This is a genomic window from Sporomusaceae bacterium (genome assembly GCA_031460455.1).
GTDB lineage: Bacteria > Bacillota > Negativicutes > Sporomusales > UBA7701 > Anaeroselena.
Map to the genome: position 1 here is coordinate 290,056 of JAVKTQ010000002.1, position 25,269 is coordinate 315,324.

Sequence of the window (25,269 nt, forward strand, 5' to 3'; positions counted from 1 at the left end):
TACACAGCCCCACATCAAAAGCCCGCGGCTCCCGCCGCGGGCTTTTTTGCCTACTTCGTCCTCACAACCTTCATCCGCCGGTTGGCCAGTATCTCCGCCAGGCTTGCCTGCTCCAGCTCCCGCGCCTTCAGCGCGAACTCCTCGCGCGTAAACACGCCCTTATCGATCAAAAGCTCCACAAGCACCGCCACCGCCAGCGTATTGCGATAATCGGTATCCTTAAGATCGGCGATATGGCCGGCGATCTCCAGCACACTCAGACTCATCGGCAACCCTCCCCGGGCACAAAACATCTCTCTCCACATTCATGCCCCAAACACGCACACTCTATACATATGCGCAAACCGGCGCCGCTTGCCGCATTTTTGCTCCTGCCGGCCATGTTGCGGCATGTGAAAAACTCATCGTATGAAACGGCGCCCGGAAGGCCTTCTTCCATTTCCAGGGAACAAATTAACCAGCGAACGCACCGGATTCCGGCGCCGACGCGCACTCTGTTCGCACGGAAAATAAAAATTGGAGGATTGTAATGAAAAAGAGTCTTCTTCTTACCCTGGCATGCCTGCTCATCATCGCCGGCTCCGCCTTCGCCGCCCCCGGTCCGGTCGCAGGCGACGCCAAACTCCTCGACACCTCCTTCGACAAAGGCATCGTTATAAATCTTGACACCTTCTTTGCCGAGCATCCCCTCAAAGCGGGCGAAGCCACCAGGGGCGACACCGTCTTCAAATCGCCGCGGGTCGAGATAGCCCTCGTCACCAACCGCGGCCCCCTCATCGACCTCCACTACCACGCCACCTGCGAAGAAACCGTCTTCGTCTACAAAGGCCAGGGCGAAATGTTCATCGACGGCCGATGGATACCCGTCAAAGCCGGCGACCTCCACATCAACCCGCGCGGCGTCATCCACGCCACCCGTGTAGTCGGCGACGAAGACATGAACGTCGTCTGCTTCTTCACCGCCCCGCAGGCTAGCGGCAACGACAAAGCCTTCGTTCCCAGCCCCGGCAAATATCAGGGCAGCGGCGTCGGCGCGCCCACCCTTCTCGACACCCAGTACAAAAAGAACTTCGTCATCAGCCTCGACCAATTCTACGCCGAGCATCCCCTCAAAAAAGGCGAAGCCACCCGCGGCGACACCGTCTTCAAATCGCCCCGCGCCGAAATCGTCCTCGTCACCAACCGCGGACCGCTCATCGGCAGGCACTACCACACCTCCGCCGAAGAAATCGTCTATGTCCATAAAGGCCAGGGCGAAATGTACATCGGCGGCCAATGGATCCCCGTCAAAGGCGGCGACCTCCACATCAACCCGCGCGGCGTCTACCACGCCACCCGCGTCACCGGCGAAGACCTCAACGTATACTGCATCTTCGCCCCCCCGCAGGCCGGCGGCAACGACAAAATCTTCCTCGACAAATAACCCCATCAGGCAGCGTGCGAACAGACAACAAGGCGGCCCGGCCGGGCCGCCTTGTTTCCTTATGCTTACTTGCCGGCCAAGCCGCATATACTAACAGCGATCACGATCGCCATCCTCGGTTGGCCCATCGCCGCATATTCGATTGCCGGACCAAACGGCGTTCCCCCCTGCCCGCAGAGTTTTGACTAAACATGGATATTCTGATAAAATTTTTAAGATAGGTAATAAAGGAGATGAGACCACTTGCTTAAATTCCTCAAGAGCCTTCTCGGCGACGACAACGAGCGGGAAATAAAGCGCTTGATGAAATACGTCGATCAGATCAACGCCTTCGAGCCCGAACTGCAAAAGCTCAGCGACACCTCGCTGACCGGCAGGACCGCCCAGTTCAAAAGCCGTCTCGCGGCCGGCGAAACCCTCGACGACCTCCTGCCCGAAGCCTTTGCCGTCGTGCGCGAAGCCTCGCGGCGGGCCACCGGCATGCGCCACTTCGACGAGCAACTCCTCGGCGGCATGGTCCTCCACGCCGGCAACATCGCCGAAATGCGCACCGGCGAAGGCAAAACCCTCGTCGCCACCCTCCCCGTCTACCTCAACGCCCTCGCCGGCCAGGGCGTCCACGTCGTCACCGTCAACGACTACCTCGCCAACCGCGACAGCGAATGGATGGGCAAAGTATACCGCTTCCTCGGGCTATCCGTCGGCCTCGTCGTCCACGGCCTCGACTTCGCCGAACGCCGCGCCGCCTACGCCGCCGACATCACCTACGGCACCAACAACGAATTCGGCTTCGACTACCTCCGCGACAACATGGTCGTCCACCACGACCAGATGGTCCAGCGGCCGCTCAACTACGCCATCGTCGACGAAGTAGACTCCATCCTCGTCGACGAAGCCCGCACCCCGCTCATCATCTCCGGGCCGGGCGAAAAATCCACCGACCTCTACTACGTCCTCGCCAAAGTCGTCCCCCGCCTCAAAGAAGGCGAAGACTACACCATCGACGAAAAAGCCCACGCCGTCGCCCCGGGCGAAAGTGGCATCGCCAAAGTCGAAAAAGCCCTCGGCGTCAAAAACCTCTACGAAAACGAAAACATGCAGCTCTCCCACCACTTCAACCAGGCCCTCAAAGCCCACGCCCTCATGAAACGCGACCGCGACTACGTCGTCAAAGACGGCGAAGTCATCATCGTCGACGAATTCACCGGCCGCCTCATGTTCGGCCGCCGCTACTCCGACGGCCTCCACCAGGCCATCGAAGCCAAAGAAGGCGTCAAAATCGAGCGCGAAAGCCAGACCCTCGCCTCCATCACCTTCCAGAACTACTTCCGCATGTACAAAAAACTCGCCGGCATGACCGGCACCGCCAAAACCGAAGAAGACGAATTCCGCAAAATCTACGGCCTCGACGTCATCGTCATCCCCACCCACCGGCCGATGATCCGCGAAGACATGCCCGACGTCATCTACAAAACCAAGCGCGCCAAATACAAAGCCGTAATAAACGACATCGTCAAATGCCACGGCCAGGGCCAGCCCGCCCTCGTCGGCACCACCTCCATCGCCCAGTCCGAAGAACTCAGCGCCCTCCTCAAACGCCAGGGCGTCGAGCACAACGTCCTCAACGCCAAATACCACGAAATGGAAGCCCAGATAATCGCCCAGGCCGGGCAGCGCGGCGCCGTCACCATCGCCACCAACATGGCCGGCCGCGGCACCGACATCGTCCTCGGCGAAGGCGTCCCCCAACTCGGCGGCCTCCACATCATCGGCACCGAACGGCACGAAAGCCGCCGCATCGACAACCAGCTCCGCGGCCGCAGCGGCCGTCAGGGCGACCCCGGCTCCTCGCGCTTCTACCTCTCCCTCGAAGACGACCTCATGCGTCTCTTCGGCTCGGAAAACATCTCCTCCATCATGGACAAACTCGGCATGGAAGAAGACGAACCCATCGAACACGCCCTCATCACCCGCTCCATCGAAACCGCCCAGAAAAAAGTCGAAGCCCGCAACTTCGAAATCCGCAAACACGTCCTCGAATACGACGACGTCATGAACCAGCAGCGCGAAATCATCTACGGCCAGCGCCGCCAGATCCTCATGGGCGAAAACCTCAAAGAAAACATCTTCCACATGATCGGAAAACTCGCCGACCGCGGCATGGAACTCTACGCCAACGAAAAGGTCTATCCCGAAGAATGGGACTTCGACGGCCTTATCGAATACTGCGACAACCTCTTCACCCCCGTCGGCCACCTCAAAAAAGACCAACTGGACAAACTCAGCCGCATCGAGCTCAAAGAAGCCCTCATGGACGCCGCCGGCGCCGGCTACGAAGCGCGCGAAGCCCTCTTCGGCGCCGACAACATGCGCGAACTCGAAAAAGTCGTCATGCTCAAAGTCGTCGACAACAAATGGATGGACCACCTCGACGCCATGGACATGCTCAGGGAAGGCATCGGCCTCAGAGCCTACGGCCAGAAAAACCCCCTCATCGAATACAAAATCGAAGCCTTTGACATGTTCCAGGCCATGATCGACGCCATCCAGGAAGACATCGTCCGCTACATGTACCGCGTCAGCATCGTCACCCAGCCCGAAGACCACCTCCAGAACGCCCACGCCGCCCACGGCGGCGAAGAAGCCGCCACCCGCCAGCCTGTCCACAACAAGGACCAGATCGGTCGCAATGACCAGTGCCCCTGTGGCTCAGGGAAAAAATATAAGAAATGCTGCGGAGTAGGAAAATAAACCGTGGACTATTCCGCCTAAAAGAACAATAAACATATTGGGAGAGATAAAATTGCTGCTAGAAGATCTGCGACGGGAACTGGACCAACTGGCCGTGAGGCTGGACGAAATGAGGGCTTCTCTTTGACGTTGCCGGCAAAGAGAGTCAGATAGCCGCCCTCGAATATAAAATCGCCGCCCCCGACTTCTGGGACGACCCGGCCGCCGCCCAGAAAACAATGCAAGAACTCACCCGCCTCAAGGACAGCGTCGGCCAGTACGCCGACCTGGCGAGCCGCTACAGCGACACCGCCACCTTGTGGCAGCTCGGCATGGACGAAAACGACGAAAGCGTCTACCCCGAAGTCGTCGAAGCCCTTGCCGCCATGCGCAAAGAACTCGATCACCTCGACCTCACCCTCATGCTCGCCGGCGAATACGACGCCGCGAACGCCATCCTCACCCTCCACGCCGGCGCTGGCGGCACCGAAGCCCAGGACTGGGTCCAGATGCTCCTCCGCATGTTCGTGCGCTGGGCCGAAAAAAACAACTACAAAATCGAAACCCTCGACTTCCTCGCCGGCGACGAAGCCGGCGTCAAAAGCGCCACCCTGCTCATATCCGGCCCCAACGCCTACGGCTACCTGCGGTCCGAAAAAGGCGTCCACCGCCTCGTCCGCATCTCGCCCTTCGACGCCTCCGGGCGGCGGCACACCTCCTTTGCCGCCGTCGACGTTATGCCCGAAGTCGACGACACCATCGAAATCAGCATCAACCCCGTCGACCTTAGAATCGACACCTTCCGGGCCGGCGGCGCCGGCGGCCAGCACATCAACAAAACCGACTCCGCCGTCCGCATGACTCACATCCCCACCGGCATCGTCGCCCAGTGCCAGAGCGAGCGCTCCCAGATCCAGAACCGCGAACAATGCATGCGCCTCCTGCGCGCCAAACTCTTCGAACTTGAGCGCCAAAAACGCGAAGAAAAGAAAGAAGAAATCGGCGGCGACTACCAGGCCATCGAATGGGGCAGCCAAATCCGCTCCTACGTATTCCACCCCTACAGCCTCGTCAAAGACCACCGCACCGGCGCCGAAACCGGCAACGTCCAGGCCGTTATGGACGGCGAAATAGACGCCTTTATCGAAGCCTACCTCAAGAGCGGCGGTAAAAGCGCCGCAGAATAGGAGGCGCCCCGCCGTGAACCGGATGAAAATAATCATCATCGCCATAATCGCCCTCATCGTCGTCGGCGAGCTCGCCATGCCCTCGCTCGTCGGCGTCCTCATCGCCCGCGGCATGGGCGGCGCCACCGGCAGCGACCTCGTCACCGCCGAAGTCGCCAAACGACCGGCCCTGCTCATGTTCGACGGCCGCTTCGACAGCGTCCGCATCCACGCCTACGACTCCAAAGTCGACAAAATCGTCTTCGCCGAACTCGACGCCACCCTCAAAGACGTCGCCCTCGACATGCCTATACTGATATCCCAGCGCAAAGTCGCCGTTAAAGGCGTGCGCGACATCGACCTCACCGCCGTCATCACCCAAGAAGAGCTCAGCCGCTTCCTCAACCAGAGCGTCAAAGGCGTCAAGAACGCCAAAGTCACCATCGAAAGCGGCAAAGTCAACGTCAGCGCCAGCTTCCTCCTCGGCCAGATCGCCAGCATCGCCATCGCCCTCGAAGGCAAAGTCGTCGGCGACGGCTACCGCATCAAATTCGTCACCGACCGCTTCCTCCTCAACAACAACGCCGTCGGCAACATCGGCGGCTCAGTCCTCACCGAAATCCCCCTCGTCGACCTCAGAAAACTGCCCTTCGGCGTCAAAGCCAGGAGCGTCGTCACGGACGCCGGCCGGATAACCATCGTCGCCGACAACAAAACCCCGTAAATGCCAGCCCGGCAACCCCGCCGGGTTTTCCATTATTTACGACTAGCATGATGCAGGACATTTTAAAATCATGGCAGAATAATGTAATGTTTCGCATCTTTGCCAACTTCTGCATAAACTCTGGTTAAATCAGGAAAAATATAGTGCCGCGATGCCTGCCGCAGCCGCACACCAATCACAAACAAGGTGGGAGAACTTTGACATATTTCAGATACAACCGGGTTCTGGTCGCCCTCATCATAGCCGGCCTGTTAGCCGCCCTGGCGATCGGCTGGCAGCGGCATACCGTAGAAGTCAACAACTCCCGGGTCGAAATGGTCATGGACTACGAGGAGGTCGTCGAACTCGCCCAAATGGAAGGCGTGCCTGTGCCCGAAATGATGCGCATGCTCAAAGAAACGGGCCTCACCTCCGTCGCCATCTATGAAATGACCCTCGAAAAACTCCAGAAAAGCGGCAAACTCACCGTCGTCCCCGGCGCCGAGCTGCTCGCCCATTACCGTTCCGGCGAAATCGACAAACCGCTCTTCAAGGAAAACGGCGGCCGCATCGACCCCGCCCAGGTATACATATTCGCCGACAGGCAAAACCCCGGCGACCAAAGCTTCTTCGAAGAACTCACCGCCGACCTTGCCCGCCGCCTCGGCGCGGGCCGCGTCCACCCCCTCACCCCCCTCGACCGCCGCATGGCCATCGCCGTCGACACCAGCTTCGACAAAACCCTCAAATGGAACCTCGGCCTGCCCAGCCACGAGATGAAAGACGCCGCCGACAACGGCTTCGCCATCGTCGCCCGGCCCAGCAACTACACCAAAGTCAAGCCCGACGACATCAACGCCGTCTTCGCCCGCCTCAGCCCCTTCGCCGCCCACATCAGCGGCCTCATGTTCGTCGGCGAAGAAGCCCTCGGCTTCCCCGACCTCCTGCCGCTAACCGCCCGCCTCATCGCCGACAGCGGCTACACCCTCTACATGATCGAACACCCCGTCCAGCTCCAGTTCATCAAGCAGGAAGGACTCACCGCCATCGCCGCGGCCTCCGGCTACCGGGCCGCCCGCGTCTACGTCATCCCCAAAGACGAACAGCCCAGGATCGCCGTCGACACCGCCATCAACCGCTGGGCGCTCTCCGACCGGGAACGCAACATCAGAGTCAACCTGTTGCGCAAATTCGAACGCACCGACCCCGGTCTCAACCTCACCGAAACAAACCTCCGCTACATCGGCGGCATCAAAAAAGCCGTCGAAGCCAAAGGCTTCACCCTCGGCCGGGCCGGCGTCTATCAGCCGTATTTTCCCGTTCCCTGGCTGCTCGCCCTCGTCATCCTCGGCGCCACCGCGGCCGGCGTCCTCTTCCTTACCCTCGTCTGGCCGTTCGCCCCCCGCTGGCAATACAGCCTCCTCATCCTCATAACCCTGGCCCTCATCATCCCCGTGCTCACCGGCGGCGGCGCCCTGGTCCGCCAGGCCACCGCCCTTGCCATAGCCATACTGTTCCCCACCCTCGCCATGACCTGGCAGCTCGACCGCTGGCGGAGCCGCCCCCCCCACGAAGGCTCCTCGCTCGGCCGCATCCTCGTCGACGGCGTCGGCGGCCTCATCGTCGCCACCGCCATGTCCCTCGCCGGCGGCCTCTTCCTCGGCGCCGTCCTCGGCGACATCCGCTTCCTGCTTGAAATCGAAATCTTCCGCGGCGTCAAACTCACCCTCCTCGCGCCGCTCATCCTCATCACCCTCATCTACATCGTGCGCTACAACCCATGGGAGGGCGAGCACATCGACAGCCCGCAGGCCGTCGTCGCCCAGATCAAACGCGTCCTCGACTACCCCGTATACGTTAAAACCCTGCTCCTCTTCGCCGCCGGCGCCGGGGTAGCCTGGGTATTCATCGGCCGCTCCGGCCACACCGCCGGTGTGCCCGTCCCCGCCTTCGAAATCAAGCTCCGGGCCTTCCTCGAACAGACCATGTACGCCCGGCCGCGCGAAAAAGAATTCCTCATCGGCCACCCCGCCTTCCTCCTCGCCGTCATGGCCCTCTACCGCCAGTGGCCGCGCCTCTTCCACTACGTCCTCATCGTCGCCGCCACCGTAGGGCAGGGCTCGATGGTCGAAACCTTCGCCCACCTGCGCACCCCCATCTTCATGTCCTTCGTCAGGGGCCTGGACGGCCTGTTGGTAGGAGCCCTTATCGGCATCCTCGCCGTCGTCGCCGTGCAGCTCCTGCACTATCTCTCGTTCTTGCTGGGAAGGAGACTAACCCCTCATGAGTGAGATCGTCATCTCCGGATACTACGGATTCGGCAACGCCGGCGACGAAGCAATGCTGACAGCCATGATCGAAGCCCTGACCGACGTCGACCCCGCGGTCAGGATCACCGTCATCTCCGGCTGCCCGGCCGACACCCGCCGCCGCCACGGCGTAGCCTCCGTATTCCGGCTCAACTACCCCGAAATCATCCGCATACTGAGGAAAAGCGACCTCCTCATCAGCGGCGGCGGCAGCCTCCTTCAGGACGTCACCAGCGACCGCAGCCTCTACTACTACCTCAGTATCATGATGCTCGCCAAAAAACTCGGCAAGCCCGTCATGCTTTACGCCCAGGGCATCGGCCCCGTGCGCGGCTCCTTAGCCAAAGGCGCCATGCGCCACATCGGCAACATGGTCGACCTCATCACCGTCCGTGACGAAGGCTCGCGCCTCGAGCTCAAATCCCTCGGCGTCGGCGCCCCCCCCATCCACGTCACCGCCGACCCCGTCCTCGCCCTCCACCAGGTCGACAAAGGCATCGGCCGGGCCGTCCTCAAACAGCGCGGCCTCGAAGGCAACGCCCCCCTCATCGGCATCTCCGTCCGCGAATGGAAAGACTGGACCTACTACAAAACCACCCTCGCCGAAGCATGCGACAGACTGGTCGCCGAATGCGGCGCCAGGCTCGTCTTCCTGCCCATGCAATGGCCCGACGACATGAACATCGCCCGCCGGATCGCCGGCCGGATGAAACAGCCGGCCGCCGTTCTTGAGGAAGAATATACCACCAGCGAACTGTTATCGCTGGTCGGCAACCTGGACATGCTTATCGGTATCAGGCTCCACGCCCTCATCTTCGCCGCCGTGATGCAAGTGCCGGTCATCGGCATCTCCTACGACCCGAAGATCGACCGCTTCCTCGAAACCGTCGGCGACACCCCGGTCGGCACCCTCCAGACCCTCAACGCCGACGCCCTGCTCGCCAAAGCCCGCGACCTTTTGCCGGAAATCAGGCGTCCCAGCAAAGAACGGGCCGAGCGGATCGGCGAACTCAGGCAAAAGGCGTTTCGTAACGCCGAACTGGCCGTGGCCCTGATCGAGAACCGGAAGCGGGGTTAGGCATGACGAAAGGATTCCGTATTTACGCCGGCATAACGCTCGGCGCGGTCCTCACCGCCGTCGCGCTCAATATGTTCCTCATCCCCAACAAGGTGGCCGCCGGCGGCGTAAGCGGCATGGCCACCGTTCTTCATTACCTCGTCGGCGCCCCCGTCGGCGTCACCATGCTCGCCCTCAACATCCCCCTCTTCCTCGCCAGCATCAAAATCCTCGGCGCCAAATTCGGCGTCAGGACCCTCTACGGCGCCGCCATCCTCTCCGCCGCCATCGACCTCTCCGCCCCCTTCATCCCCGTCCTCACCCACGACCTCCTTTTAAGCTCCCTCTACGGCGGCGTCCTCTCCGGCATCGGCATGGGCATCGTCTTCCGTTTCGGCGGCACCACCGCCGGCACCGACCTCGCCGCCGCCATCATCAACAAACTCACCCGCATCAGCGTCGGCCAGGCCCTCCTGGGCGTAGACTTCTTCGTCATCGCCTCCGCCGGCGTAGCCTTCGCCAGCGCCGAACTCTCCCTCTACGCCCTCATCTCCCTGTGGCTCACCAGCCACATCATCGACCTAGTCCAGGAAGGCCCCAGCACCGCCAAGGCCTTCCTCATCGTCAGCGCCGCCGCCGAAACCGTCGCCGACAAAATAATGGCCGAAATGGACCGCGGCGTCACCTTCCTCCAGGGCAAAGGCGGCTACACCCGCCAGGCGCGCGACGTCCTCTTCTGCGTCGTCACCGCCAGCGAAGTCGTCCGTCTCAAAGAACTAATCACCAGCGTCGATCCGGCCGCGTTTGTCATTGTAGCGGACGCCCACGAAGTAATGGGCGAAGGCTTTACTCGTCGCGAGTTATAGGGGGAGGCCGTTTAAACGCCCATCTGCGGCGTTGCTCCTCGGAGCGATTGCTTGCGTACATCCGAGTACGCGGCGCGGCTCGCTCCTCCGGTGCGCCTTGCATCTGGGCATTTTGAATAACTTCCGTCATTTCAAAGAAGAACGATAAACCCAGTCGACCGGCGGTTTCCGGCTGGGGGCGGACACGTTAGCGAGTAAGGCGGCCGCTACTTGGCGAGAGAGCCGGTAACGGCGACCGGCGCGAGCCAAGGACGGCGAGCGAGCCGCTATCTGTCAGGAGACAGTTAGCGGCGTACGGTCAGCCGTCGGCGACGAGCCTAGTAAGACCGCCGACGCAGCGTGTGGCCGCTCCCAGCCGGAAACATAGCCGGCTAGATAAAGCTAAAAACTACAAATGCATTTACATAGTTTAAGATGGTTTAAGTATCGTTCCAGAAGGAGGTACCTATGTCCACGCAGCTCACCACCGAAAAGACCGCCGAACTGGCCAGCCGGGCCACAGCAGTGCGCAAAAACATCCTCGAAATGGTCACCGCCGCCAAATCCGGCCACCCCGGCGGCTCGCTATCCGCGGCCGACATCCTCGTCACCCTCTACTTCGCCGTCATGCGCGTCGACCCTCACACCCCGGCCGACCCGGAGCGCGACCGCTTCGTCCTCAGCAAAGGCCACGCCGCCCCCGTCCTCTACGCGACGCTGGCCGAGCGCGGCTTCCTCCCCCACAGCGAACTCACCACCCTCCGGCAGGTCGACAGCCGCCTCCAGGGCCACCCCGACATGAAAGGCGTCCCCGGCGTCGACATGTCCACCGGCTCGCTCGGCCAGGGCCTCAGCGCCGCCAACGGCATGGCCCTCGCCGGCCGCGTCGACGGCAAAGACTGGCGCGTATACGCCCTCCTCGGCGACGGCGAACTCGAAGAAGGCCAGATCTGGGAAGCCGCCATGTTCGCCGCCCACTACAAACTCGACAACCTCACCGCCTTCGTCGACTACAACGGCCTCCAGATCGACGGCCCGGTCAGCGAAGTAATGTCGCCCCTGCCCATCCCCGAAAAATGGCGAGCCTTCGGCTGGCACGTCCTCGAAATCGACGGCCACGACTACAGCGCCATCTATAATGCCGTCGAAACCGCCAAAACCATCAAAGGCAAGCCCACCATGATCGTTGCCAAAACCGTCAAAGGCAAAGGCGTGTGCAGCATGGAAGGTGTCGCCGATTGGCATGGTAAAGCCCCCACGACTGACGAGTGTGCAAAGTTCTTGGCAGAACTTTGCCAATAGGGGTCAGGCCGTAAAACGCCCATCTGCGGCGTTGCTCCTCGGTTGCCATCCTCAGCGTACGTTCGTGTACGCTTCCGGTGTCAACCTCCGGTGCGCCTTGCATCTGAGCATTTTACGACCAGACCGGCAATTCAAATAAGAACGACAGTCCCGCTGAAAGAGGTGTCATACATATATGGGTAAAGCAACTAGAGAAGCCTACGGTGAAGCCCTCCGCGAGCTCGGCGGGCGCTACAAGGATATCATCGTCCTTGACGCCGACCTCTCCAAATCCACCAAAACCAACGTCTTCGCCAAAGCCTACCCCGACCGGTTCTTCAACGTCGGCATCGCCGAACAGAACCTCATCGGCACCGCCGCCGGCCTCGCCGCCGCCGGCAAAATCCCCTTCGTCTCCACCTTCGCCATGTTCGCCACCGGCCGGGCCTACGAGCAGGTCCGCAACTCCGTCGGCTACCCCCACCTCAACGTCAAAATCTGCGCCACCCACGCCGGCCTCACCGTCGGCGAAGACGGCGCCACTCACCAGGCCATCGAAGACATCGGCCTCATGCGGGCCATCCCCGGCATGACCGTCATCGTCCCCGCCGACGCCACCGAAACCCACCAGGCCGTCGCCTGGGCGGCCGAATACAAAGGCCCCGTCTACATTCGCCTCGGCCGCATGGCCGTCCCCGACGTCTTCGGCGAAAGCTATACCTTCGCCCCCGGCAAAGCCGCCCTCCTCGCCGAAGGCGCCGACCTCACCATCATCGCCTGCGGCGTCATGGTCGCCCCGGCGCGCCGGGCCGCCGACGAACTAACCCAGGCCGGCCTCAGCGCCCGCGTCCTCAACATGCCCACCATCAAACCCATCGACAGCGCCGCCATCATCAAAGCCGCCCGCGACACCGGCGCCGTCGTCACCTGCGAAGAGCACACCGTCATCGGCGGCCTCGGCAGCGCCGTCGCCGAAGTCCTCGGCGAAAACGCCCCCGTCCCCATGGAACGGGTCGGCATCCTCGACACCTTCGGCGAATCCGGCACCCCCGACGCCCTCCTCGCCAAATACAACCTCACCGCCGCCGACATTGTACGCGCCGCGAAGAGAGTCGTCGAACGCAAAAAATAATACAACTTATAAAAGGGTCCGCTTATTTCATATAAATAAGCGGACCCTTTTTTCATTGCTGTCGCCGCTAAACGCCCATCTGCGGCGTTGCTCCTCGTCTGCCATCCTCAGCGTACGTTCGTGTACGCTTCCGGTGTCAGCCTCCGGTGCGCCTTGCATCTGGGCATTTATCAGCGACAGCGGCTAATCAAAATAGCACGGGTTGCGAAACGACCGCGGGAGGTACCGCCATGGCCCTCTGGAAAGTCGTCCACCTCGGCAACAGCATCCTCCGCCGGATCGGCATCTGCCTCGTCATGGCCGCCGCCGCCCTTAACCTTGGCGAAGCCGCCGCCATGGCCGCCACCATGCTCATCTCCCTGGCCGTCTACGCCCTCGCCTTCGGCTGGAAATTCGCCGTCGGCTTCACCGTCCTCCTCCTCGCCCACGAACTCGGCCACCTTGCCGCCGCCCGCGTCGTCGGCCTGCGCTCGTCCACCCCCGTATTCGTCCCCTTCCTCGGCGCCGTCATCAGGCTGCGCCAGCCCCCCACCAACGCCAAAATGGAAGCAAACATCGCCGTCGGCGGCCCCGCCGCCGGCACCCTCAGCGCCCTCGTCTGTCTCGTCTTCTACCTCTGGACCGACAGCGCCCTAATGCTCGTCCTCGCCTACACCGCCTGCCTCCTCAACCTCTTCAACCTCATCCCCTGCGCCCCCCTCGACGGCGGCAAAATCGCCGCCGCCATCTCGCCCCGCATGTGGTGGCTCGGCAGCCTCGCCGCCGGGGCGCTGTTTTTTTACACCCACAACCTCTTCATCCTCTTCATCTTTGCCTTCTCCCTCGCCCAACTGTGGAGAGGGGAGGGGGCGGACCCCGGCACCCGTTACTACCACCTCGGCCTTGGCCAGCGGATCAAGGTCGCCCTCTGGTACTTCGGATTATTAGCCGTGCTGGGTGTAGCCACCGTATACCTCGTAGAATTGCTACGCTGATTATTTAGCGGCCGTTGATAAGCCCCCATCGGCGTTGCACCCGTGAAGGGCAGGCCGCCCCTCTAACTGCTAAAGCGCTAAGAGGGGCGCTCTTGTTCCTGCGGGCGCTTGCTAGCTTACGTCCGAGTACGCGGCCGGACGCTTACGTCATCCATGGCGCGTCCGGCACTAGGCCCGTCCGGGGCCGTCGTCGCTGTGCGTCCGCGGAGCCGCCTAGCATCCGGGGGCTTCTGAACGGCCGTGGCGCATTTCGGGGGAACGACTCTCCTCTCGCCCTCCCGACAAAAATCGACCAATCGGACAATTTTGCGCAAGAAAGAAGGTTTTTCGCTAAAAAAGTCGAAAAATAATAAGTTGGATGGACATGACTTAATAGTCCAAGCATTAGCTGCAGCACGACTCACGCAAAGGGGGAATGGTATCCGTGATTCATATGGCTGGAGTCTCGAAGATTTACAGCAACGGTTCTGTTGCCCTCTCCGACATCACTGTCGACATCGATAAAGGCGACTTCGTATTCATTGTCGGCCCCAGCGGCGCCGGCAAATCCACCTTCATAAAACTTCTCTTCCGCGAAGAGCTGCCCACCAGCGGCGAACTCTACGTCAACGGCCGCAACGTCGCCGAACTCGAGGCGGCCGAAGTCCCCTACCTCAGGCGCGGCCTCGGCATAGTCTTCCAGGACTTCCGGCTGCTCCCCAACAAAACCGTCTACGAAAACGTCGCCTTCGCCATGGAAGTCATCGAATCGCCGCGGCGCGAAATCCAAAAGCGGGTCTACCACGTTCTCGACCTCGTCGGCCTCCGCCACAAAGCCCGCAACTACCCCGGGCACCTCTCCGGCGGCGAACAGCAACGCGTCGCCATCGCCCGCGCCATCGTCAACAACCCCACCGTCGTCATCGCCGACGAGCCCACCGGCAACCTCGACCCCGACACCTCGTGGGAAATCATGAAAATCTTCGAACGCATCAACAAAGCCGGCACCACCATGGTCATGGCCACCCATGATAAAATGGTCGTCGACGGCATGAAAAGACGCGTCATCGCCATCGAGCAGGGCCGCATCGCCCGTGATCAGGAAGGTGGGCAATACGGCTATGAAAGTTAGGACCGTCGAATACTTCATCCGCGAAGCCTTCTCATCGCTTCGCCACAACGGCCTCATGAGCATCGCCTCCGTCAGCACCGTAGCCCTGTCCCTCCTCATCCTCGGCATGTTCCTCATCATGGTCCTCAACCTCAACCACATGGCCTCCACCCTCGAATCCCAGGTCCAGATCTCCGTCTACCTGCAGGACACCCTCAAAGACCAGGAAATCCGCGAAGTCGGCACCCGCATCACCAAACTCCCCGGCGTCGTCCAGGTCACCTTCGTCGACAAAGACCAGGCCCTGACCCGCTTCAAACAGCGCCTCGGCGAACAGCAGGGCCTCCTCGCCGTCCTCGGCGACACCAACCCCCTGCCCAACGCCTTCGAAGTCAAAGTGGACAAGCCCGAGAGAGTCAAACCCGTCGCCCAGGCCGTCGCCCAGCTCAAAGGCGTCGAAAACGCCCGCTTCGGCCAGGAAATCATCGAACAGCTCTTCACCCTCACCAAAATGGTCCGCATCATCGGCCTTGCCCTCATCGTCTTCCTGGCTTTGGCCGCCCTCTTCATAATCTCCAACACCATCCGCATCACCGTCTTCGCCCGCCGCAAGGAAATCGGCATCATGAAATACGTCGGCGCCACCGACTCCTTCATCCGCTGGCCCTTCCTCATCGAAGGCATGATCCTCGGCTTCAGCGGCGCCGTCATCGCCGTCTTCCTGCTCATCGAAGCCTACACCCTCCTCACCGGGCAGATCTACCAGAAACTCGTCTTCCTGCCCCTCGTCCCCAAATACCCCTTCCTCACCTACGTCAGCATCCTGCTGATCGTCGCCGGCACCGTCATCGGCGCCCTCGGCAGCACCATATCCCTCAAACGCTTCATGAAAGTATAAAAGGATAAAGGAGGTATTCGATGGAAAAAAGGCGCATCACAGCAATGGCACTGGCCCTGCTGCTAACAGCGGCCGCCGCGTTGCCCGCCCTTGCCAACGAAATCGAAGACCACCAGCGACAACTGCAGGACATCCAGCAGCAGATGCAGCAGCATCAGCAAAAAGCCGCCCAGGCCCAGCAAAAGGTCACCAGTGTCTCCGAACAGCTCCGGCTCATCCAGACCGACCTTGACGGCGCCCTCGGCGACTACAACGCCATCCAGTCACGGCGGGCCTACACCGAGCAGCAGATCGCCCTCAATAAAGATATCCTCGCCAAGGCCGAAAAAAGCCTTGCCGAGCGCACCAGAATACTCAACAAACGCATCCGCGACATCTACGAGAACGGCCAGGTAAGCTACCTCGACGTCCTCCTCGGCGCCACCGACTTCGGCGACTTCACCACCCGCGCCGACCTCCTCAAGCGCGTCCTCGCCCAGGACGCCACCCTCATCACCAAAGTGAAACTCGAGCGCGAACTCGTCACCCAGAAAAAAGCCGAACTCGAACGCGACCGCCTCGCCATCCTCGAGCTCGAAAAAGTGGCCGCAGCCAAGAAAAACGTCATCGAAAGCCGCCGCAACGAACGCGAGCAAGTCTTGAACTCTGCCGTCTACGAGCGCGACACCGCCGAGCGGGCCTACCAGGAGCTTCAGGACACCTCGCGCCGCATCGAGCAAATGATCCGCAACATCCAGTCCGGCAACCGCGACGCCACCGGCGCCACCGGCGTCCTCATCTGGCCGGCGTCCGGCCCCATCACCTCCCCCTACGGCTGGCGCACCCATCCCATCTTCGGCACCCAGCGCTACCACAGCGGCATCGACATCGGCGCCGACTACGGCGAACCAATCCGCGCGGCCGACGGCGGCGTCGTCATCTACGCCGACTGGATGGGCGGCTACGGCAAAGCCGTCATCGTCGACCACGGCGCCGGCATCTCCACCCTCTACGCCCACTCCTCCGAACTCTTGGTCGGCGAAGGCCAGCGCGTCTACAAAGGCCAGGTCGTAGCCCGCATCGGCTCCACCGGCTACTCCACCGGCCCCCATCTCCACTTCGAAGTCCGCCAGAACGGCTCGCCCGTCAACCCGCTCGGATATTTGCCCTAAGGGTGAATAGACGGGAGAGATTCTACATATAGTTAACGGGAGATTGCTTTAAAAAGTCCATCTGCGGCGCACACGTCACGCGGGCGCTTGCCGCCGTACCCCTCAGGGTGCGCGGCCGAGCGCTTGCGTCGTAAATGGCGCACCGCCCCAGAGCCCGGCAAAACCCGAATCGAGGTGTAAATATTGTTCAACCGGCGCTTGCTCATGGGAGCCGTCGTCCTCGTCGCGGCCACCTTCACGCTGACCGCGGGGGGCTTCTACTACCTGCTCCAGTCCTGGACCGGCGACGCCCTCGGCGCCGTCAAACTCTTCCGGGTCATCCAGCAGGTCAAAGCCCGCTACGTCGAAGACGTTTCCGTCGAGACGCTCATGAACGGCGCCATCAAAGGCGCTGTCGGCGCCCTCGGCGACCCCCACTCCGTCTACCTCGACAAACGCATGTACCGCGAATTCCTCATCGAAACCGAAGGCTCCTTCAGCGGCGTCGGCATCGTCATCGGCGTCAAGGACAAGATCCTCACCGTCGTATCCCCCATCGAAGGCACCCCCGGCGAGAAAGCCGGCATCAAAAGCGGCGACCAGATAATCAAAATCGACGGCAACGACACCAAAGACCTCGCCCTCGACGAAGCGGTCGGCAAAATCCGCGGACCCGAAGGCACCAAAGTCACCCTCACCATCCGCCGCGGACAGGACACAAAAGACTACGCCCTTACCCGTTCCAACATCCAGCTCAAAACCGTCACCGGCAAAATGCTTGAAGGCAAAATAGCCTACATACGCCTGTCGATGTTCAACGAACAGACCGGCGCCGACTTCGCCCGCAAATACCAGGAACTAGAGCAGGAAGGCATGAAAGCCATCGTCCTCGACCTCAGAGACAACCCCGGCGGCCTCCTCGGCGAAAGCGTCAAAGTCGCCGGCAAACTCGTCCCCAAAGGCCCCGTCGTCTCCGTCGTCGAGCGCAGCGGCAAGCGTGACACCCACTCCTCCCAGCTTCCCGCCGTCAAATACCCGCTCGTCGTCCTCGTCAACGGCGGCAGCGCCAGCGCCTCCGAAATCGTCGCCGGCGCCGTCCAGGACACCGGCTCAGGCACCCTCGTCGGCGTCAAAACCTTCGGCAAAGGCTCCGTCCAGACCGTCATGGGCCTCGGCGACAGCACCGCCGTCAAACTCACCATCGCCAAATACTACACCCCCAAAGACCGCTCCATCAACGGCATCGGCATCGAGCCCGACGTCAGGATCGAGCCCCCGTCCGACAAAGACACCAGCGGCAAAGACCCGCAGCTCGACAAAGCCGTCGAAATCCTCAAAACCAAGATCAAATAACGCAAAAACCCCCGCCGTTTGGCGGGGGTTTCATAATCTCCAGCGTTATCCTTCCACCCGGTGGCAGGCCACCCAGCGGTCGCCTATCTGCCGGAAAACCGGCTCCTCAACGCTGCACACCGGCAGCCTCTCCGGGCAGCGCGTGTGGAAGCGGCAGCCGGACGGCGGATTCGCCGGGCTCGGCACATCGCCCTCCAGGATAATGCGCGCCTTCTTGGCGTTCGGCTTCGGCACCGGAATGGCCGACAGCAGCGTCTTCGTATAAGGGTGGAGCGGCCGCTCTATCAGCTCGTTGCCGTCCGCCATCTCCACGATCTTGCCCAGATACATCACCCCGACGCGGTCGGAAATGTGCTTGATAACGTTCAGGCCGTGGGCGATGAACAGATACGTCAGCCCCAGCTCCCGCTGCAGCTCGACCAACAGATTGAGAATCTGCGACTGGATCGACACATCCAGCGCCGACACCGGCTCGTCGCACACCACCAGCTTCGGCTCCACCGCCAGGGCGCGGGCGATACCGATGCGCTGGCGCTGCCCCCCCGAAAACTCGTGCGGGTAGCGCCGCGCGTGCTGGGGACCCAGCCCCACCACCCGCAGCAGCTTCTCCACCCGCTTCGTCCGCTCGGCGCCGCTCGCGATATCGTGCAGCATCATCGGCTCGGCGATGATATCGCCCACCGACATGCGCGGGTTCAGCGAAGCGTACGGATCCTGGAAAACGATCTGCGCGTGGCGGCGGAACTGCCGCAGCTCCTGCTTCGAGAACGCCGTCACGTCCCGCCCCTCAAACAGCACCTCGCCGGCCGTCGGCTCGATCAGCCGCAGCACCGCCAGGCCGGTCGTCGACTTGCCGCAGCCCGACTCGCCCACCAGGCCGAGCGTCTCGCCGCGGCGCACATCGAAAGACACCCCGTCCACCGCCCGCACCTGGCCCACCGGCCGGCCGAGCAGCCCGCCCCTTATCGGGAAATACTTGCACAGACCGCGCACCGACAACAGCGTGCCGTTATCCCGGTCGCTCATAGCGGCATCCCTCCCAACGGATAATGGCAGGCCGCCAGCCGTCCGCCCGGCAGCGCGGTCAGCGGCGGGCGCTCGGCCCGGCACAGATCCCGCGCGTGCTCGCAGCGGCCGGCGAACGTGCAGCCCGGCGGCAATTGGGCAAGATCGGGCACCACGCCCTCGATCGCGTGCAGCTGCTGTTTGCGCTGTCCGTCCAGGCTGGGGATGGAATCCATCAGCCCCTGCGTATAGGGATGGCGCGGCGCTGCGAACACTTCCTCCACTGTGCCCAGTTCCACGATCCGCCCGGCGTACATCACCGCCATGCGCTGCGCCATCTCGGCCACAACCCCCAGATCGTGGGTTATCAGAATCAGCGACGTATTCAGCTCCCGCACCAGCTTGCGGATAAGATCGAGAATCTGCGCCTGGATGGTCACATCCAGCGCCGTCGTCGGCTCGTCGGCCAGCAGCAGCTTCGGGTTGCAGGCCAGCGCCATCGCGATCATCACCCGCTGGCGCATCCCGCCGCTCATCTGGTGGGGGTACTCGGTCGCGCGCTGCGCAGGCGACGGAATCCCCACCAGCCCCAGCATCTCCACCGCCCGGGCCCAGGCTTGCTTCTTCGCCACCTTGCCGTGCGCCTGCACCGCCTCGGCGATCTGGTCGCCCACCGTATACGCGGGGTTCAGCGACGTCATCGGCTCCTGGAAAATCATCGAAACTTCCTTGCCGCGCACAGCGCGCATCTCGGCCGGCGTCATCGCCAAGAGGTCGCGGCCGTCGAACACAATGCGGCCGCGGATGCGGGCGGGAGGCTCGGGCACCAGCCGCAGGATCGACATCGCCGTCACACTCTTGCCGCAGCCCGACTCGCCCACCAGCGCCAGCGTCTCCCCGGCCTTCACCGCGAAGCTCACGCCGTCGACCGCCTTAACCACCCGTTTGCCCACATGGAAATGGGTCTCGAGATTCTCTATCGTCAGCAATACGTTATCGTTCAAAATAATTCGCCCCCTACTTCAGCCGCGGGTCGAGCACGTCCCGGAGCCCGTCGCCCAAAAGATTGAAGGCCATAACCGTAATCGTGATCGCCACCCCCGGAAAAGTGACGATATGGGGCGCGTTGAAAATCGTCTGCCGGCCCGAGCCCAGCATCGTGCCCCACTCCGCGGTCGGCGGTTCCACCCCCAGGCCGAGGAAGCCGAGCGCCGCCGCCTCCAGGATCGCCACCGACACCCCGATCGTCGCCCGGACGATTATCGGCGCCAGCACATTCGGCAGAATATGGACGAAAATCAGGCGGCCGTCGCCGTTGCCGATCGAGCGGGCGGCCATCACATACACATTCTCCTTCACCGACAGCACGCTGCCGCGCACGATCCGCGCGTAATGGGGGATCGAAACAATACCGATCGCGATTACCGCCTTATCCAGGCCGCGGCCCAGCACCGTCATAAAAGCGATCGCCAGCAGGATGCTGGGGAACGACAGCATAATATCCATCACACTCATGATCGCCGTATCGATCTTGCGGCCGTAGAAACCGGCCACCGAGCCGAGAATGACGCCGCACACCAGCGCCAGCGCCACCGCCTCCACGCCCACCAGCAGCGAGATGCGCGCCCCGTATAACAGGCGCGACAGGATATCCCGCCCCAGCTCGTCCGTCCCCAGCAAATGCCCGGCGCCGGGCGGTTTCAGCGCGTTCGGCAGATTGCTGCTGTTCGGGTCGTACGGCGCCAGCGTCGGCGCGAACACCGCGCACAGCACCAGGACCACCAGCATGCACAGGCCGATCATCGCCGAGCTCGAACCGTAAAAGCGGGTCACAAACTCCCGCAGGGGGCTGTGGGCCGTCGTCGTCTCTGCCGCTAAAGCTGCGCTATTGTCTGTCATATCTCCTCACCCCCCTAAGAATGCTGGATCCGCGGGTCGAGATAGCAATACAGCACATCGACCGCGAGATTGACCAGCACGAAAATCGTTCCCACCAGCAGCACCGCCCCCTGCACACGGGGGTAATCGGACACCATGATCCCCTCGATCACATACGAACCGATCCCCGGCCAGGAAAACACCGTCTCCGTCAGCACCGCGCCGCCCAGCAGCGCCCCCATCTGGAGGCCGATGACCGTCACAATCGGGATGAGCGCGTTCCTGAGGGCATGCTTCACGATCACCACGCCCTCCCGCAGGCCCTTCGCGCGGGCGGTGCGGATATAATCCTGGCGGATGGTCTCCAGCATCGTCGCCCGCGTCATCCTGGCGATGATCGCCGTCGAATACGAGCCGAGGGCAATCGCCGGCATAATAAGATGGCGGAAAGCGTCCCAGAAAGACTCCATATTGCCGGTCAAAAGCGAATCAAGCAGATACAGGCCGGTCACATCGTCGGGCGTCAGGCCGATCGAAATCCGGCCGGACGCCGGCAGCCAGCCCAGCGTCACCGAGAAAAGGATAATCATCATCAGCCCCAGCCAGAAAATCGGCATACTCACCCCCAGCAGCGCGACCGTCATCGCCCCGTAGTCCCACGCCGAATTCTGCCTCACAGCCGAAATGACCCCCAGCACAAGGCCCAGCACCGCGGCGATGCACACCGCCGACACCGCCAGCTCCACCGTCGCCGGGAAGCGCTTCATCAGCTCGGCCGAAATCGACGTCTTCGTAATCACCGACTTGCCCAGGTCGCCGCGGACCGTATTCTTCATATAATCGTAAAACTGCACGTAAATCGGCTTGTTCAGCCCCAGCTCCTCGCGGAGCGCCTCCACGCGCTCCGTCGTGGCGTGCTCGCCGAGAATGATCGTCGCGGGATCGGTTGTGAAAGAATGCATTACCACGAACGTCGCCAGCGATACGCCGAACAGCACCGGAATCAGCAGCAGCAGCCGCCGAAAGATATATTTGCCCATATCCGACTCCCTCCGCAAGATTATCGTCCAATAACCAACCAAAAGATAATTAGCCAGTGAAGCGGCAAATCCTGCCCGCGAAACAACCGGCGTAAACAATATTTCACGCGAAGACAAAAAACCGCAAAAACAATTTCCCGGCTGAGCAGGGATTTACTGTTAGTCCGGATAATTGTACCTTATTACTCAACGGGAGGGAAAAACACTAATGGCGAAAAAACCATGGGCACTGCTCCTCATCCTCGTCTTCGCAAGCAGCATCCTGCTCGGCGGCTGCGGCGGCGGGGCCAAAAAAGAAGACGCGGCGAAAAACACGCTGATCTTCGCACAGGGCTCCGACCCGCGCGCCCTTGACCCCGCTTACACCGACGACAGCGAATCCTCCAAGATCACCTTCCAGATCTACGAAGGCCTCGTACGTTACAAGCCCGGCAAAACCGAGGTCGAACCCGCCCTGGCCACCGAATGGAGCGTCAGCGCGGACGGCAAGGAATGGACCTTCAAACTCCGCAAAGGCGTAAAATTCCACGACGGCACCCCCTTCAACGCCGAAGCCGTCAAATTCAGCGTCGACCGTCAGCTCGAACCCAACCGCAAAAACGACATGCCCTACGCCAAATTCGTCTACGAAGGCGTGAAATCCATCCAGGTAGTCGACGAATACACCGTCAAATTCATCCTCGACAAACCGCTGGCCGCCTTCCTGGCCAACCAGGCCATGAGCCACGCCGCCTTCATCGTCAGCCCGACCGCCGTCAAAAAGTACAACGGCATCCTCAACGAAAACCCGGTCGGCACCGGCCCGTACAAATTCGTCAAATGGGAGAAAGGCCAGTTCGTAGAACTGGCGGCCTTTGACGACTACTGGGGCGACAAAGCCAAAGTCAAAAAAGCCGTCTACAAATTCACCAAAGAAAACTCCGTCCGCGCCTCCGACCTGATCAGCGGCGCCACCGACATCATGGACGGCGTCGACACCAACGACGTCAAAAAACTCGAAAGCGCCGGCCTCAACGTCATCAAACAACCCGGCATGAACATCAACTACATGGGCTTCTACTGCGACAAAGGCCCCTTCAAAGATCCCGAAGTCCGCAAAGCCATCAGCATGGCCATCAACCGCCAGAACCTCGTAGACTACCTCTACCTCGGTCTGGCCAAGCTCCCCAACACCATGCTGCCCGACTTCATCCCCGGCTACTCCAAGGACGCCAAGCCCTACGGCTACAACCCCGAAGAAGCCAAGAAAATCCTCGCCGCCAAAGGCATGGCCAACTTCGAATTCAACGCCATCACCTACTCCAACCCCCGTCCCTACAACCCGGTGAACGGTGAAAAACTCGCCGCCGCCATCCAGGCCGAACTCGCCAAAATCGGCGTCAAAATGAACATCAAATCCTACGCCTGGACCGAATACCGCCAGGTTCTCAAGCAGGGCGAAGGCGACGCCTTCTTCTACGGCTGGACCGGCGACAACGGCGACGCCGACAACTTCCTCATGCTCCTCGACAGCGGCCAGATCAAATCCAGCCTCAACGCCGCCCGCTACGCCAACCCCGAATACGACAAACTCCTCGCCGAAGGCCGCGCCACCATGGACGTCGCCAAGCGGGCCGAAATCTACGCCAAAGCCCAGAACATCATCATGGCCGACGCCCCCTGGGTCTACATCAGCCACGGCGTAGTCCTCGGCGCCACCCGCGCCAACATCAAAGGCTTCGCCATCCACCCCGTCGGCAAGCACTGGCTCAACAGAGTCAGCAAAGAATAGTCTCCCGGTCACACTGTCGATAAAGGCCCATCTGCGGCGTTGCTCCTCAGAGCGTTTGCTTGCGTACGCCCCCAAGTACGCGGCGCGGCGCGCTCTTCCGGTGCGCCTTGCATCTGGACCTTTCTCGCCAGTCTGACGTTGTCTACAAGCTGACCGGCCTGGTACCGCTAGGTACCAGGCCGGTTTTATGTGCCTTATTCGCTCGCGAAATTATCGAAATACCCCTGGATCAGCACCACCGGCGTCCCCTTGTCGCCGCTGCCGCTCGTCAGATCGCACAGACTGCCCAAAAGGTCGGTCAGCTGTCGCGGCGTCGTCCCCAGCGAAGCGTCCTTGCCCAGCAGATCCGAATCCTTGGCCTTGATCTTCTCCTTCATCGCCGCCGTCGCCTCGTCCGTTCCCAGGCCGCGCAGCTCGGTGTCGGCGATGAACTTGATCTTCAGCTCGTTCGGCATCCCGCTCAAGCCGGCGGTATAGCCGGGCGACACCACCGGATCGGCCAGCTCCCAGATCTTGCCCTGCGGGTCCTTGAACGCGCCGTCCCCGTACACCATCACCTCGATATGGCGGCCGGTCGCCTGGCGCAGTTTCGCCTGGATAGCGGCGACCACCGCCTGGCAGTCGCGCGGGAACAGCTTCACCGTATCATCCGAAGCCTTATTCGAGCCCAGCAGCCCGAAATCGGGGTGATAGCCGCTGCCGGCCATCGACTTGTTCAGGATATCGTCCAGGCCGTACACCGTCTCGGCCCCGGCCTTCCTCAAGATGCCCTTGATGCGGTGCCGGTCGTGGATGCTCGCCACCAGCACCTCCTTCGTATATTCGAGCGCCGCCTTGGGCTGATTGGTCAGATGGACCGCGATCCGCCCCTCGGGCGCCAGGCTCTTATAAAGACTGACATAATCGATGCCGGTGAAAGGGTGGGGGACATGGGTGCCGAACAACTGCCGGTACTTCGCCTCGGAAAGCGTATCCAAATACGGATCGATCCCCAGCTCATCCATCCTGTCCACGTCGATAAGGTGGTTGCCCACCTCGTCGCCCGGGTAGCTCAGATAAAGGTGGATCTTCTTGCCGCTCATCGCCACCCCCTTGAGAATCAGCGAAAAACGGTTGCGGCTCAGGATCGGGAAAAGAACGGCGATATCGCCCTTGAACTTCAAATTGATATCGGCGGCGATATCGGCCACCGAAGCATAGTTGCCCTGAGAGCGCGCCACCAGCGACTCGGTCACGCCGATCACATCGTTGTCCCTGAGCTTGAAATTATCCTGCCCGGCCGCCTTCAGCACGGAATCAACAACCAGGCCGACGACATCGTCGCCCTTCTTCACGATCGGGGTCCGTATTCCCCGCACAGTGGTCCCCACCGTTCTAGACATCACGTTCCTCCTTCTGCTCAGCGCCGGCGGGGATTGCCCCGAAGCGCCAGGGAAAATCAATCAACGCTCTTAATATATCAGAAAAATTTACAAATATAAACA

Annotated in this window: 21 protein-coding genes; 15 read left to right on the forward strand and 6 right to left on the reverse strand. The window is 61.6% G+C overall.

The annotated features are described in order from the left end of the window. Positions 1–50: 50 nt before the first annotated feature. Entirely contained in the window at positions 51–266 is a 216-nt protein-coding gene (locus tag RIN56_05990; GenBank protein ID MDR7866352.1) for a hypothetical protein, read from the reverse strand. A gap of 263 nt (positions 267–529) precedes the next feature. On the opposite strand from RIN56_05990, the gene RIN56_05995 reads away from it, so the two are divergent. The 14 genes from RIN56_05995 (at position 530) to RIN56_06060 (ending at position 18,091) form a co-directional block, all read left to right on the forward strand. Continuing rightward, the gene (locus RIN56_05995; protein MDR7866353.1) at positions 530–1,423 is read left to right on the forward strand and encodes a cupin domain-containing protein; all 894 of its coding nucleotides are present in this window, start codon (positions 530–532) and stop codon (positions 1,421–1,423) included. 243 nt (positions 1,424–1,666) lie between these two features. Continuing rightward, positions 1,667–4,174 (forward strand): preprotein translocase subunit SecA, encoded by a 2,508-nt coding sequence (secA, locus tag RIN56_06000; GenBank protein MDR7866354.1) that lies wholly within the window; start codon positions 1,667–1,669, stop codon positions 4,172–4,174. A gap of 52 nt (positions 4,175–4,226) precedes the next feature. After that, a protein-coding gene (prfB, locus tag RIN56_06005; GenBank protein MDR7866355.1) for a peptide chain release factor 2 occupies positions 4,227–5,340 on the forward strand; the annotation gives its coding sequence in 2 pieces (ribosomal slippage) (positions 4,227–4,298 and positions 4,300–5,340; 1,113 coding nt in all). A 22-nt stretch (positions 5,341–5,362) separates the two neighbouring features. After that, positions 5,363–6,043, forward strand: coding sequence for a DUF2993 domain-containing protein (locus tag RIN56_06010; protein MDR7866356.1), 681 nt, complete (start codon positions 5,363–5,365; stop codon positions 6,041–6,043). A gap of 197 nt (positions 6,044–6,240) precedes the next feature. Further along, positions 6,241–8,313: a DUF5693 family protein gene (locus tag RIN56_06015; GenBank protein MDR7866357.1), complete on the forward strand. Its 2,073-nt coding sequence runs from the start codon at positions 6,241–6,243 to the stop codon at positions 8,311–8,313. Beyond that, positions 8,306–9,409, forward strand: coding sequence for a polysaccharide pyruvyl transferase CsaB (gene csaB / locus RIN56_06020; GenBank protein ID MDR7866358.1), 1,104 nt, complete (start codon positions 8,306–8,308; stop codon positions 9,407–9,409). The genes RIN56_06015 and csaB overlap by 8 nt, the downstream gene beginning before the upstream one ends. Before the next feature lie 2 nt (positions 9,410–9,411). Continuing rightward, positions 9,412–10,254, forward strand: coding sequence for a YitT family protein (locus RIN56_06025; protein ID MDR7866359.1), 843 nt, complete (start codon positions 9,412–9,414; stop codon positions 10,252–10,254). A 447-nt stretch (positions 10,255–10,701) separates the two neighbouring features. After that, the gene (locus RIN56_06030; protein MDR7866360.1) at positions 10,702–11,535 is read left to right on the forward strand and encodes a transketolase; all 834 of its coding nucleotides are present in this window, start codon (positions 10,702–10,704) and stop codon (positions 11,533–11,535) included. 175 nt (positions 11,536–11,710) lie between these two features. Beyond that, positions 11,711–12,646 (forward strand): transketolase family protein, encoded by a 936-nt coding sequence (locus RIN56_06035; protein MDR7866361.1) that lies wholly within the window; start codon positions 11,711–11,713, stop codon positions 12,644–12,646. 230 nt (positions 12,647–12,876) lie between these two features. Then, complete coding sequence (locus RIN56_06040) at positions 12,877–13,620, forward strand: site-2 protease family protein (protein ID MDR7866362.1); 744 nt, start codon at positions 12,877–12,879, stop codon at positions 13,618–13,620. Positions 13,621–14,044: 424 nt separating this feature from the next. Further along, positions 14,045–14,731, forward strand: coding sequence for a cell division ATP-binding protein FtsE (ftsE, locus tag RIN56_06045; GenBank protein ID MDR7866363.1), 687 nt, complete (start codon positions 14,045–14,047; stop codon positions 14,729–14,731). Beyond that, complete coding sequence (gene ftsX / locus RIN56_06050; GenBank protein ID MDR7866364.1) at positions 14,721–15,608, forward strand: permease-like cell division protein FtsX; 888 nt, start codon at positions 14,721–14,723, stop codon at positions 15,606–15,608. The genes ftsE and ftsX overlap by 11 nt, the downstream gene beginning before the upstream one ends. Positions 15,609–15,628: 20 nt before the next feature. Continuing rightward, a complete protein-coding gene (locus tag RIN56_06055) occupies positions 15,629–16,759 on the forward strand; it encodes a peptidoglycan DD-metalloendopeptidase family protein (protein MDR7866365.1) in 1,131 nt (376 codons plus the stop codon). A 183-nt stretch (positions 16,760–16,942) separates the two neighbouring features. Continuing rightward, positions 16,943–18,091 (forward strand): S41 family peptidase, encoded by a 1,149-nt coding sequence (locus RIN56_06060; protein ID MDR7866366.1) that lies wholly within the window; start codon positions 16,943–16,945, stop codon positions 18,089–18,091. 45 nt (positions 18,092–18,136) lie between these two features. Here RIN56_06060 and RIN56_06065 read toward each other — a convergent pair whose 3' ends face one another. From RIN56_06065 to RIN56_06080, 4 genes are read right to left on the reverse strand one after another with little or no spacing between them, the layout of a single operon-like run. Beyond that, entirely contained in the window at positions 18,137–19,117 is a 981-nt protein-coding gene (locus RIN56_06065; protein ID MDR7866367.1) for a dipeptide ABC transporter ATP-binding protein, read from the reverse strand. Beyond that, positions 19,114–20,100 carry an ABC transporter ATP-binding protein gene (locus RIN56_06070; GenBank protein MDR7866368.1) on the reverse strand — a complete coding sequence of 329 codons (987 nt, stop codon included), beginning with the start codon at positions 20,098–20,100 and terminating at the stop codon, positions 19,114–19,116. Before RIN56_06070 ends, RIN56_06065 begins: the two co-directional genes overlap by 4 nt. A gap of 13 nt (positions 20,101–20,113) precedes the next feature. Continuing rightward, positions 20,114–20,995 carry an ABC transporter permease gene (locus RIN56_06075; GenBank protein ID MDR7866369.1) on the reverse strand — a complete coding sequence of 294 codons (882 nt, stop codon included), beginning with the start codon at positions 20,993–20,995 and terminating at the stop codon, positions 20,114–20,116. 14 nt (positions 20,996–21,009) lie between these two features. After that, on the reverse strand, positions 21,010–22,014 hold the full coding sequence (locus RIN56_06080) for an ABC transporter permease (GenBank protein MDR7866370.1): 1,005 nt from the start codon (positions 22,012–22,014) through the stop codon (positions 21,010–21,012). A gap of 208 nt (positions 22,015–22,222) precedes the next feature. On the opposite strand from RIN56_06080, the gene RIN56_06085 reads away from it, so the two are divergent. Next, complete coding sequence (locus tag RIN56_06085; GenBank protein MDR7866371.1) at positions 22,223–23,785, forward strand: ABC transporter substrate-binding protein; 1,563 nt, start codon at positions 22,223–22,225, stop codon at positions 23,783–23,785. Positions 23,786–23,979: 194 nt separating this feature from the next. On the opposite strand, the gene RIN56_06090 is transcribed toward RIN56_06085, so the two are convergent. Next, positions 23,980–25,167 (reverse strand): coenzyme F420-0:L-glutamate ligase, encoded by a 1,188-nt coding sequence (locus RIN56_06090; protein MDR7866372.1) that lies wholly within the window; start codon positions 25,165–25,167, stop codon positions 23,980–23,982. Positions 25,168–25,269: the final 102 nt, after the last annotated feature.